Here is a 12,429-nt window from a genome sequence, read left to right as displayed (position 1 = left end):
GCCCCAGCGCTTTCTTCGCAGCCCAACCCGCAGCGTCCATTCAAAAGATAAGGCACAAACCATTTGAAGCCCACCGGTACTTCTACAACTGGGCGGTTAATATCCTGCCCCACTCTGTCCAGCAATGCACTGGTGACAAGGGTTTTGCCTATGCCAGCGTCAGCTGACCATGCAGTTCTTGTGCGAAACAGGTACCATGCAGCCACAGACAGAAAATGGTTGGGATTCATAAGCTCCTGGTTGGTGACAATGCCGTGCCGATCTGAGTCGGGATCACAGGCCACAGCCAAGTCAAAGCAGTCACGCATTTTCAGCAGACCGCTCATGGCATAAGGGGAGGAACAATCCATACGGATTTTTCCATCCTTGTCAAAAGGCACAAAGCGGAATGTGGGGTCTATCGCCTTGTTAACAACTGTAATTTCAATGCCATATGCTTCAGCTATCGGTTCCCACATTTGCAGACTTGCACCGCCCAGCGGGTCTACTCCCAGCCGTAATCCCGAGGCTGCAATGGCTTTCATATCCAGCACTTTGGGCAAGTCGTCAACATAAGTGCGGATGAAGTCGTACTCTTTCACTAGTGATGAGCTGAGGGCGGCTCGCAAATGAGTCAGCTGAACGCCACGATTACCTTTTTCAAGGTATATGTTCGCACTTTTTTCAATCTGATCGGTAACATGAGTTTCCGCTGGCCCGCCATGCGGCGGATTATACTTGAAGCCGCCATCACGCGGGGGGTTGTGCGAGGGTGTAATTACAATGCCGTCGGCCAACGCTGTAGTCCGGCCTGTGTTCCACCGCAATATGGCATGCGAGATAGCAGGCGTTGCTGTGTACATTCCAGAGGGAGCCACATAAACCTGCACATCGTTGGCCACCAAGACCTCAAGCGCCGAACGAAACGCCGCTTCAGACAGAGCATGCGTATCCCCGCCAAGAAAAAGCGGCCCGTCTATTCCATTGACCTTGCGGTAGTCACACACGGCCTGCGTGATGGCATAAATATGCTCTTCATTAAAGGTATGCAGTAATGAAGAGCCCCTATGCCCAGAGGTGCCAAACGAAACACGTTGTGCAGGAACTGTGGGATTGGGAAATTCGGTAAAGTAGGCACTGACAAGAGCTGGAATGTTTTCCAGATCTTCCGGTATTGGCAGCGTGCCAGCTTTGGCATGAACTACGGGCATAGTGTGACCTCCACTCTTGCTGTAAATAACATAGCGGATTATGAGTTGTCACGCTCAGCGCGGGTTAAAATGCGGGTATTACGCGAACGCTGGGCACAGGACTATTCAAAATAGTTCGTACATTCGTTCGATGTTAACAATAAAAGGCCGCCCCAAATGGAGCGGCCCAGAGATCAAGAGTTGGCGTGATTGCCGACGCTATTTGCCAAGAGGCACAGTGCGGAAATAAACATCCCCACGCCGCGAGATCTGCAGCATGATAGCACCGCGCTTGACGCCCTCGTCGTTCACAATTTTTGACAGAGCCTCGGAGGTGTTCACCGGCTTCAAATTAGCCTTGAGGATCACATCACCAGGACGCAGATCTGCTTCAGCAGCGGGCTTATTTGCAGCCACATCCACAATGAGCAGTCCTTCGTTTTTGTCAATCTTCATATCCCGGCGTTCTGTATCGTTGAGGGGACGAACAGCAATGCCAAGCATACCTTCGTTTTGCTTAGCTTCTCCCTTGCCTCCGGCAGCAGCCTGAGAGGCAGACTGGCGTTCACCCAGCGTGACTGTAAGATCAAGTGTTTTGCCGTCACGCCAAACCTTGATTACAGCTTGGCTGCCAGGAACCTTTTCGGCAATAGCTCGTAACAGAGCGGATGCATCGTCAATATTCTTGCCGTCTACAGCCAGAATGATGTCGCCATCCTTCATGCCGCCCTTGGCCGCAGGTTCATTTTCCATAACACTGCCAATAAGCGCACCCTTGGCGTCTTTCATGCCTAGGGCCTTTGCAGTATTTTCTTCGACATCCTGAATCGTCACGCCGATCCAGCCTCGGCTGACTTTCTTGCCGCTTTTAATCTGGTCGATGATCTTGGCAGCCATGTTGCTGGGAATGGCAAAACCGATGCCCTGCCCACTGGCAATAATGGCAGTATTGATGCCCACCACCTGTCCCTGCATGTTCAACAGCGGGCCACCGCTGTTGCCAGGGTTAATGGATGCGTCAGTCTGAAGAAAGTTGTCAAAAGGACCGGCATGAATGTTGCGGTTTTTGGCCGACAGAATGCCCGCGGTTACGGTATGATCAAGACCAAAAGGATTGCCGATGGCTAACAGCCATTCGCCGACCTTAAGTTCATCAGAATTGCCAAAGATCAAGAACGGCAGATCTTTTTTGATGTCTACCTTGAGCAGAGCCAAATCTGTTTCTTCATCCGCGCCGATAAGGGTAGCCGTGAAAGACTCACTCTTGCCATTATCCTGGTCCAAGGTGACGCGAATAACGTCTGCATCTGCCACCACATGATTGTTGGTGACTATATAGCCGTCGGACGACACCAAAAAGCCGGAACCGAGCGATTTTTGTTTGGATTGAGGCCGCTTGCCATCGCGTTTTCCACCAAACTGGTCAAAAAACTTTTCAAAGCCGGGAGGCATATTGCGGAACATCTCACCAAAAAGCTCTTCAGAGCCACCACTGGTGGCCATCTTTTCAGTATTGATGTTAACCACAGCAGGGCCGCTTTTTGCGGCCAGTTCGCTGAAGTCCGGCAGGTTGGCTGCCTGGGCAAACTGCGAAGCCACCACAAGGGTAACAGTTAGCAGAGCCGTTAGGCATTTTTTTATAAGCATGGATAAACTCCTAGTTACTTGTTTTGCATGGCTTTATGCAAAGCTTGTGCCAGTGTGTTTAATCCCGTGTTTCCAGATGTTGCGCCAAGGTTGGCGTGCTGTTTCCAAGCCCTATCATCAGCAGCAGGCGAAGCTTCAGTGCCCTCAGGAGCAAGGCTGATGCGGCGCATGGCGGTATCGATATTTTGTACTATTAAGGCCACGCTGTCGCCCTTGTCCAATTTGCTGTACTGCCCAGAGTTTTTGGAATTCTTGATAACTCCGGCAGGCAAAAGGCCAGTAATGCCAGGTGCCAGTGTAATGAAAAGGCCGTGGGGGCTGCGCCCTTCCACTATACCCTGTACAAGTGAGCCCGCAGCAAAGCGCTGTGCGGCATCCTGCCAAGGGTCCCCTTCTGCTTCGCGCAAACTCAGGGATATGCGACGGGTTTCACTGTTAATGTCTTTGATTTTTACAGCAACGTTGTCACCAGCCTGAACGATTTCTTCAGGTTTGGTTACACGCTTGGTCCATGACAGTTCTGAAATATGCACAAGGCCTTCAATGCCTGGCAGAATTTCAACAAAAACGCCAAAAGGAGCAAGGCGCACCACTCTGCCCTGCACTACTGTTCCAGCTTCAAGCTTTTGTGACACTTCTTGCCAAGGGTCGCCTTCAGCCTGTTTACGCGAAAGGGAAATTCGAACCTGTCCCTTATCGTTTTTGCTGATGGAAAGAACTTTGGCGCGAACGGTATCTCCCAAGGACACGGCCTCATCGGGTGCGCCCACGCGAGACCATGAAAGTTCGGAAAGATGGATCATGCCTTCAACGGCGCTGTCCAGCTCCATAAAAGCACCAAAAGGCGCGAATCGTGAAATTTTGCCTTCAACAGTAGCGCCAACTTCAAGTTTTTCAAGCAGAACTTCAAGTTGAGCCTGGCGTTCGCGATCAAGCAGGGCGCGGCGGGAAACTACGATATTGCGTCCCCTGTTCTCTACCCTGATAACAAGAAATTGCAGCATACGGCCTACAAGAGAATCCGCTTCTTCCGATGCAGCCAAGCCGATCTGGCTACCGGGGCAAAAGGCGGTCTTGCCCATAACTTCAACCGTGTAGCCGCCTTTGCAGGTACCGGCGATACGGCCTTCTACGGGAAGGGCAGCATCCCGGGCTTCTTCAAGCGCAGCGACACCGCTGCCGCTCATGGAGCGGGAAAGGCGAATTTCTTGGGAAGACACGCCGACAACCCATGCTTCCACGGTGTCGCCGGGGCCCGCGGTTTCCTTGCCGTCAGGGTCAAGGATGTCTTTACGCTCCATAATGCCGTCAACCTTTATGCCCACGTCAATAAAAACGCTGTCACCAGTTACGGCAATAACAGTACCAGTAACTTTTTGCCCTGTTTGAAGGCGGTGTCCAGATGTTTCGTGGGCTGCCAGCATAGCGGCAAAATCCTCAACGCCTTCCTCCTGCATGGAGGCCGCGAATTTTTCCTCGGTCATATTTCCTGCTCCTTAAAGCTGGGCTAATTGCTCAAGTTGGTGATAATACTTTATACGCCATCAGAAAACAACGATGTTTTGTCTGCTTTGGTGCAACATTTGTTTGATATTTTAAAAAGATAAAATATTTTGCACCTGGTTTGCGGCGTTGATCAACTTCATTCAAATAAAGATGCCCTGCTACTCTTGCACTGGCAAAACATAAACCAAGGCTGTTCAATTGACGAAAGGCCGTGGCGCACTTCGGCGTCACGGCCTTTCTATTATTTAAAGGTGTGCATAATCAGCTGGTTGAATATATCCATGTGCCACTTGGTGAAGATTTTGTTACGGAGTTGCTCTGGTGAAATTATCAGTCATTGACGTTGGCGTGGTCTCTACTGGAATAATTCCTTTTCCGGCACCTTGCTTTCAATGCGGTCTTCAACTTCTACGCCCTTGGGAGGCGCAAACGTGAATTCCGAAGCTTTTATGCTGACGTCAGGCGTGAAGCTGGTGAACAGTATCTCATTGCCGTTGCCATAAAAATCTAAAATATTGGCACGGCGGATATACCCTGTTTCCGGTTCTACCCATATGACGGCTTCAACCATTTGTGGAGCGGGCTCTTTAGGGAAGAGGCGCAACTTTGACAAGCCACCCTCCTTGCCTTCAGGTTTTACTTCGAAATCTTTGTTCAGGGCCGCCTGACCGGTGATCACCTGGATAATGCTGCGTGAATCCTGAACCAAACTGGGTGGGTAGCGATAGGCAACCTCTTCTTCAGGCAGGTAATTCCAGATTTCCTTGCCTGTAACCACTAAAGTTTCTTCGCGAGGACTGGCCGTTTGCCAGCGGATCAGCAAAGGTTTTTTGAACAGCAATTTGCCCTGCCGTTTTTCTACAGAACCACTTTCTTTGTGCGTGAGCGTCTGCTCAAAATCCGCAGCAAATGAGCCCAGTTTTTCGTATCTGGCCTGAATGGCTACAGCCATATCCTGAGCCTGAACCGATACTGACGGGGCGATGAAAAGGCTTAAGGCCATTGTAGCCACGATTGCGCGCACTGTACGCATATAACCTCCACGGCCCGCATGGGGCCTTAACCGAATGGCAGAATACTTCATGGTCTGAATTTATTTTACAACTGCGCGAGGTTTGCTGCCGTCCGCAGGCCCTATAATGCCATCGTGTTCAAGTTGTTCTACCAAGCGCGCAGCCCGGTTGAAACCGATCTTGAAGCGGCGCTGTACTAGGGATATGGATGCCCGGCCTTGTTCGCTCACAAAGGCCTGTACCTCGCCATACAAAGGATCATTGGCAGCGTCTCCGCTTCCGCCCCCTGCGCCGCCCATAGCGGCGTCAAGTCCCCACTGAGCAAAATCAACCTTGTAAGATGGACTCAAATGGCGCTTCCAGTGGTCAACCACGTCCTGCACTTCCTCATCGCTTAGGAATGGGCCGTGCAGGCGTTGCAGCCGTCCACCGCTGGGTTTGAACAGCATGTCGCCGCGTCCAAGCAGGTGTTCTGCACCAACCTGATCAAGGATTGTGCGAGAATCGTGTTTGGAGGTAACCTGAAATGAAATGCGGCAAGGAAAGTTTGCCTTGATAAGGCCTGTGACCACGTCAACACTGGGCCGTTGCGTTGCCAGAATAAGATGAATGCCAGCAGCGCGCGCAAGTTGTGCCAGGCGCACAATACTTGTTTCTACTTCACGTGCAGCGGTCATCATAAGGTCGGCCAACTCGTCGATAACAATAACCAAGTAAGGTAAAGGCTCCAGATCCGAAAAATCAGGAGGCAGATCGTTCTTATAGGCGGCAAGTTTCTGGTTAAAGCTAGAAACGTTGCGAACTCCAAGGCGGGCCATGGCCGCGTACCGTCGGTCCATTTCGTGCACAGCCCATTCCAAGGCGTTTTTGGCCTCGTTCATTTCGGTAACAACGGGATGCACCAAATGGGGTTCATCAGCGTATACAGCCATTTCAATCCGCTTGGGGTCAATGAGCAAGAGCTGCATGTCCTGCGGCTGAGTACGGTAAAGCAAACTGACGAGGATGCCATTAAGGCATACACTTTTCCCCGCGCCGGTGGCTCCAGCCACAAGAAGATGCGGCATGCGGGTCAGGTCGGCCATGAAGGGCTTGCCTGCTATGTCTTTGCCCAAGATCATAGTCAACGGGCCGCAACCAGTGCGGAATGCTTCGCAGGCGGCCAATTCCCGAAAGTTCACAGTTTCCCGTAATTCATTGGGAATTTCGATGCCAACAGTATCAGAACCAGGAATGGGTGCCTGAATGCGTATGGCTACAGCCTTGAGGGCCAGCGCCAGATCGTCGGTCAAGTTGGAAATGCGGCTTACCCGAATACCGGGAGCCGGGCGAACTTCAAACATGGTAACCACCGGGCCGGGGGTTATGCGCACAAGTTCGCTTTGAATGTCAAAATCATTAAGGCAAGCCATCAAAGCCTGCCCCCTGGCCTGAAGGTCTTCCCGGCTGAGTCCGCCCGACTGCGGAGATGGCAAAGCCAGCAGGTCAAGACCTGGCAAGGGGATTGCCGCTTTTTTTCTAAAAGGAGCAGTTACTACAGCTGCAAGCCCTGACTTAAGCGGGGAAGCTTGTCGTTTTGCTGGGGAGTGATTTTCGGCAGCTGTTGCAGCATCGGCAGGCTCATCGTCCGAAAAAGTGCTGTCGGTTTCGGCATAAAGAGCTTCTGAACTTTCCTGCGAAGTCACATCCGCAGATGATGTGTGAAGACGGCGAGCAGATTTATTTCCTTCTTTCACCAGTGGTTGTCCGTTTAAATCCTGGGCAACTGCAAACGGATCGTCATCGTGCGTTTCGTGTGCAGGCACCAAAGGAGCTGTGGACTCAACACCGTCCATCACTGGTCTGTCAGAGGCAGAAATTTTTTCATCATAAACGTCAGGCAGAGAGTCAGCGGTTGGGTGAATATCTCCCAACTTATCGCGCCATCGGGCCAGAAAAGACCAGTTGGGCCAAGAAAGTTTGAAGATTCTTTTGGCTGCAGGTTTTTCTTCTTGCGCCGGGCTAAGAGAGTGCTGAACTATTTCTGGCTGCACTTGGAGGCGGCCTCGGACCTGTTTCGGATCTGTTTTTACTGACTTTTTTTCTTCATTGCCTGCGGTTTCTCCATCTACTGACTCAAGCCGGGCTTCCAGCTTGTCACGCAGCAGATGAAGCAAACGCCCCGCCAGGGTGAACCAGGATATGTTCCACGCCAGCTGAAGCCCAGCAAGAAAAATGAAAATCCAGACAAGGGCCGAGCCGCCAGGGCTGAGATAGCGGCTGGCGTTGCTGTGCAAGGCACTGCCAACCATGCCGCCGCCCCAGACGTCGCCGATGGAGAAATCCCAAGCTGCGCCAGCTACAAGCAAGCAAATTGTCAGAAAAAAGAAGCCGCACCAGCGCCACCAGTGCATACCATAGGCAGGAGAAACGTAGGCCGCTCCCAGTGCCCCGAAAACCAAAGGGCACAGGAAGGCGGCCACGCCAAACACATCATTAAGAAAGCCAGCGGTATATGCGCCAAAGAGACCTGCTTTGTTATGCACGTCAACAGCCCCGCTAACCACATGGTTGAGGCTGGGGTCAGCTGCGTCAAAGCTGAGCAAACTGAGCAAAAGCAACAGTGCCCAGAAAAGCAGAAAAAGGCCAAGAAGTTCGCGGCTAAATTTATGGGCGTCCGTAGGGTTACCCTCCCGAACCAGTCATTATTCCCGGCCCAGGTATTCCTTGGAGCGGGTGTCCACTTTAACGCGGTCACCTTCGTTTACGAAAATGGGCACCTGCACGACAAGACCTGTTTCAAGCTTGGCGGCCTTGGTGACGTTGCTGACCGTGTCTCCTTTGGCGCCCGGCTCTGTTTCCACAACCGTCAGTACCAGACTAACGGGGATGTCGATATCCAGCGGGCTGCCCCTGTAAAGCAGAACACGGCATTCCTGACCATCTTTCAAAAAGCCTTCTTTGCCATCCGTGGTGGAGATGGGCATCTGAATCTGCTCATAGGTGGTCATGTCCATAAAAATGAGCTCATCGTCCTGACGGTACAGGAACTGCATGTCGCGGGTTTCAAGGTCAGGCTTGCCGACCTTTTCGCCGGACCGGAACGTGATGTCCTGCATGCGTCCAGTGAGAATGTTGCGCAGCTTGGTGCGCACCATAGCACCGCCTTTGCCGGGCTTGAAGTGCTGAAAATCCACAATTTCGTAGGGCGTGCCTTCGACTTCAATTTTAAGGCCCTTGCGAAAATCCGTGGTTGAATACATAGTTACCTCCTACGTGTCGCCGCGTACCGGCATAAACTGGCAGTAAGGCCGGACATTTGCCAACAAGGGCAAGAGCGGCTACCTTGTCCAGAAGCAATTTTAAGAAAATCACGTTTCCGAACAGTAAATATTTGCCGAAAGTCGAGCACTTGTCAACACTCAACTCTCAAGTATCACATGAGGTTTTTATGGCTATCAGTCTTACGCTGGAAAGCACTGCTTATACATTAGATCAGCTGACGGCCCGGCCTGAAGCACAGATAGCCCTTGCTGGCCGCTCAAATGTGGGAAAGTCCTCTCTCGTCAATGCACTGGCTGGAAGAAAGAAGTTGGCCAAGGTCAGCTCTACCCCGGGCAAAACGCGCTCTGTCAATTTTTACATGGTAGAGCCATTGGGCTTTTATCTTGTGGATTTGCCTGGCTATGGCTACGCCCGCGCCAGTCACAGTGAAAGAGAAAAATGGGCTCGGTTGCTGGAAAAATACCTGGTTGAATGTTCCAGCCTTAAGGCCTTGGCTTTGTTGCTTGACTGCCGCCTGCCTCCCCAGCAGCTAGATTTAAATCTGGCTGCGTTTGCCCAAAGAAATCGTCTGCTTTTGGTGCCGATTCTGACGAAAGTTGATAAATGCAACCAGAAGGAACGCGCATTCAGGCAAAAAGAATGGCAAGACATCGTTGGTATCTGCCCCGTGCTGACTTCATCAAGTAGTCGCTTCGGCATTGAAAATTTGTGGCGCTCATTAGCTGAAGCCGCAGGAGTTGAAGCGCCGATCATCAAAGCACTGTAGCAAGAGTTTATCGGGTTTTCATGCAGCGGGCTTTGTGCCTGGTTCCATGTGAATAATGATGCGTCCCAGCTGCGGGATGCTGATACGTAATTGCTTTTCGAGGCGCATGCATATTGTGTGCGCCTCTTCTACATTCAAAACTGGATCAACATCGCAATGAAAGGAAATGCAGACACCCTGCTCTGGCAGCTCGTACGTTGAGAATTTGTGGGGAGCTGTGACCAGGGGCTCTTTTGACACGGCAGATTCAATTTCACGCCACGCCATCTCTGCATAGCACAGGGACACAGAAGCTCCGTAGGCCAGGGCACAAGCCGCCCCCTCTGGTTCAAGGTGACTCACCACTTCCACTTGGGGAAGTGCCGCATGCAAGGCATCCTCGAAATCTTTGACTCTCTTGTATGCCTGGCCAAAGGGCATGCTACCGGGCAGCTCAATATGCAGCTCAATATGGCAGCTCTCAGCAGAGCGCAGAATGTGCACATTGTGTACGGCAAGGCCATGACTCCATGCCGTGTGCTGCACCAGAGCGAAGGGGTCACAATGTCTGTCTTCATTAGCGCTGTGCGGTTCAACATGAACGGTAACATCCGCTCCATCCAGCACCAGAGCCACCGCCTGTTCCGCTTCATGCGCCAGTCGATGTCCTTCGCTAACCTTGATTCCCGGCTCCACACCTACCGTCAGATCCACAAAATTGATGGGCCCACTAGAGCGCAGGCGCACATCGCGAACGTCGGTAATGCCCTGTACTTCTGTTACAGCTGTAATGATTGCCAGTCGTTCACGAGTAGATCCTGAATCCATAAGCGTGTCTACTGCTTGCATCGCCATGCGAACGCTTGCACGAAAAATAATTAACGCCACCAGCAAAGCCGCTACCGTATCGGCCTGAACCAGCACTTCATGCAAAGGGGCTGGCAGGCTGAGTTCAGAAGCCACCCAAACCGCAAGAACGCCCACAAGTACCACTGCTGAAGACAGAATATCTGTTGAAAAATGCAATGCGTCTGCTTCAAGTGCTTGGCTTTTATATTTTTTAGCCACACGGCGCAGGATTCGCACTCTATTCACGTCAATGATGATGGACAGGGCCATAACCCCCACGCCCCACAATGAAGGCGTCACAGGAGTATCGCCAGCTATAAGCCGCTGTGCCCCTTCATACACAACCCATATGCAGGTAAGGAATAAAAGTAGCGTCTCGGCCAGCGCGGAAAGATTTTCTATTTTGCCATGACCATAGGGATGGCGTGCGTCAGCTGGCTTGGAAGCTATGCGCACAGCTGCCAACGTGATGGCTGCAGCCAGAAGATCCAGGCCGCTGTGCAAAGCCTCGGACAGGATGCCAAGGCTGTTGGTTTGCAAGCCAACGATAAGTTTAACGGCTGTGAGGGCAAAGGCGGCCCAAAGCGATGTGAGCGCCGCCCGTTTTTTTTCAGCACCAGCTTCCAACGACTCGACCATTGGGTGACTCCATTGGTAAAAAAAAGCCCCCGAAGGGGCTTTGATCTACGTTCTTACAACCATTTGAACCAGTCTCTCCAAGAGCCTTGCCGCTTCTGGCGTGTCTCTTTGGCCTGCTCTTCCTTGTAGTAGTGGTAGGCCATCAAGCTTTTTTCTTTGGCATGCTCAGCCACTTCCGGCACATCCTGGAAGTTCTTCATTATAAATTCATATCTATGCCATGCGGGGCCGTATTTTTTCATATGCCAGAACACATCAGCAATATAAAGCTCGTGCTCAGCCATGAGTTTGCGGCAAGTCAGCATGTGCTCTTCCGCGCCTTTGGCGTACGGAGAGTCGGGGTACATTTGGTGCAAACGATTGAAGTAATCGTAAGCTTCCTGAAGCTCTGTAGTGGCCCTGTCAACAGAGCGGAATTGCTTCATCAGGGACATGCCAGTCTGATACAGCACATAGGGAATGGCCTCATGCCGTGGGTGCAGGGATTCAAAATCCTTGTAGCTTTCAGTGGCAAGCTCGTACTCCTCATCAAGGAAGTAGGCGTCACCCAAAGAAAGTTCTGCATCTATGGTATAAGGGCTAAATGGGTAAGTATCACGCAGTTTGTTATACAGCTCCACGGCACGCACATAATTTTTTTCACTCATGGCGTCGTTGGCGGCTTCAAAAATTTCCTGCGCAGTGTCTTCGGCGGGCGGCAAATAAATCATGTCAATGATGCCGCAACCGGATACCATGAAGATACTCATGGCAAGCAGAAAGGAGCGTAACAATTTTTTATGCATGGAGCTGTTCCAAGAATACAAATGCCGCTTGTGCGGCGGTTGCGCCATCGCCGGCGGCAGTGATAACCTGGCGGCATAGCTTTGAGCGAATGTCGCCAGCGGCAAAGATGCCGGGGATATTGGTGCGCATTTCAGTATCAGTCACTATAAAGCCCTGTTCATCGAGCTCAATGCCTTGCGGCAGAAAGTTTGTAACAGGAGCAAAGCCTACATAGACGAAAAGCCCATCAACTGGCAACAGCTCTTCATTGCCGGTCTGGAGATTCTTTACGGTCAGACCTGTCAGCGCAACATCACCATGCAGTTTAGTAATAACCGAACTGCGCATGATATTTACCTTTTCTGGCATACTTTCGAGTCTGTCTTGGTAGGCTTTGAGCCCGCGAAAGCTGTCACGCCGATGAATAAGGTGTATTTTGCCGACAATTTTTGATAGATAAAGACTTTCTTCCAGGGCAGCATTACCGCCGCCAGCTACGGCTACGGTCTGGTTGCGATAGAAGTTTCCATCGCAAAGAGCACAGTAAGAGAGGCCGCGACCACGCAGCTTTTCTTCGCCCTCCAGGCCAAGGGTGCGGTGCTTGGCGCCTGAGCATACAAGCACTGTTTTGCACAGGTAATCTTCGTCAGCAGTATGCACGGTAAACTGGCCCGCCGAACCGGTAATGGACTCCACTACAATGGCGGGCCTGTCTACCGTCAAACCTTCAAGATGCTCAGTGAAAAGGTCAGCAAGTTCGTAGCCCTTGATGCCCTTGGGAAAGCCCGGATAGTTCTCCAGCGCCTCGGTCTGCAGCAATTGGCCACCTGAG

11 protein-coding genes are annotated in these 12,429 nt (G+C 51.7%); 1 reads left to right on the top strand and 10 read right to left on the bottom strand.

Going from position 1 to position 12,429, the window contains the following annotated elements; genetic code table 11:
• The 7 genes from QM579_RS03290 to efp all read right to left on the bottom strand — a co-directional run.
• A partial coding sequence (locus tag QM579_RS03290; protein ID WP_414997792.1) for a phosphoglucomutase occupies nucleotides 1-1,190 on the bottom strand: 1,190 nt, incomplete at its 3' end.
• Between the two features lie 198 nt (nucleotides 1,191-1,388).
• Complete coding sequence (locus QM579_RS03285) at nucleotides 1,389-2,816, bottom strand: DegQ family serine endoprotease (protein WP_414997791.1); 1,428 nt, start codon at nucleotides 2,814-2,816, stop codon at nucleotides 1,389-1,391.
• A 14-nt stretch (nucleotides 2,817-2,830) separates the two neighbouring features.
• Entirely contained in the window at nucleotides 2,831-4,300 is a 1,470-nt protein-coding gene (locus QM579_RS03280) for a 30S ribosomal protein S1 (protein ID WP_414997790.1), read from the bottom strand.
• Nucleotides 4,301-4,331: 31 nt separating this feature from the next.
• Nucleotides 4,332-4,553, bottom strand: a complete 222-nt coding sequence (locus tag QM579_RS03275) for a hypothetical protein (RefSeq protein WP_414997789.1) — start codon at nucleotides 4,551-4,553, stop codon at nucleotides 4,332-4,334.
• Between the two features lie 124 nt (nucleotides 4,554-4,677).
• Nucleotides 4,678-5,355: an outer membrane lipoprotein chaperone LolA gene (gene lolA / locus QM579_RS03270; protein ID WP_414997788.1), complete on the bottom strand. Its 678-nt coding sequence runs from the start codon at nucleotides 5,353-5,355 to the stop codon at nucleotides 4,678-4,680.
• A gap of 60 nt (nucleotides 5,356-5,415) precedes the next feature.
• Complete coding sequence (locus QM579_RS03265; RefSeq protein ID WP_414997793.1) at nucleotides 5,416-7,953, bottom strand: DNA translocase FtsK; 2,538 nt, start codon at nucleotides 7,951-7,953, stop codon at nucleotides 5,416-5,418.
• Nucleotides 7,954-8,019: 66 nt separating this feature from the next.
• Nucleotides 8,020-8,577 carry an elongation factor P gene (gene efp, locus QM579_RS03260; RefSeq protein WP_183719803.1) on the bottom strand — a complete coding sequence of 186 codons (558 nt, stop codon included), beginning with the start codon at nucleotides 8,575-8,577 and terminating at the stop codon, nucleotides 8,020-8,022.
• 188 nt (nucleotides 8,578-8,765) lie between these two features.
• Between efp and yihA the strand changes: the two genes are divergently transcribed.
• On the top strand, nucleotides 8,766-9,365 hold the full coding sequence (gene yihA / locus QM579_RS03255) for a ribosome biogenesis GTP-binding protein YihA/YsxC (protein ID WP_414997787.1): 600 nt from the start codon (nucleotides 8,766-8,768) through the stop codon (nucleotides 9,363-9,365).
• 18 nt (nucleotides 9,366-9,383) lie between these two features.
• On the opposite strand, the gene QM579_RS03250 is transcribed toward yihA, so the two are convergent.
• The 3 genes from QM579_RS03250 to QM579_RS03240 all read right to left on the bottom strand — a co-directional run.
• On the bottom strand, nucleotides 9,384-10,832 hold the full coding sequence (locus QM579_RS03250; protein ID WP_414997786.1) for a cation diffusion facilitator family transporter: 1,449 nt from the start codon (nucleotides 10,830-10,832) through the stop codon (nucleotides 9,384-9,386).
• Between the two features lie 53 nt (nucleotides 10,833-10,885).
• Nucleotides 10,886-11,617: an outer membrane protein assembly factor BamD gene (locus tag QM579_RS03245; protein WP_414997785.1), complete on the bottom strand. Its 732-nt coding sequence runs from the start codon at nucleotides 11,615-11,617 to the stop codon at nucleotides 10,886-10,888.
• On the bottom strand, nucleotides 11,610-12,429 hold an 820-nt coding region (locus tag QM579_RS03240; RefSeq protein WP_414997784.1), incomplete at its 5' end, for an NAD(P)/FAD-dependent oxidoreductase. The genes QM579_RS03245 and QM579_RS03240, both read right to left, overlap by 8 nt.

The organism is Desulfovibrio sp. (genome assembly GCF_047607245.1).
Classification (GTDB): domain Bacteria; phylum Desulfobacterota; class Desulfovibrionia; order Desulfovibrionales; family Desulfovibrionaceae; genus Desulfovibrio.
The sequence above is the reverse complement of the archived record's forward strand: the minus strand, read 5'-3'. Positions and strand labels throughout refer to the sequence as shown.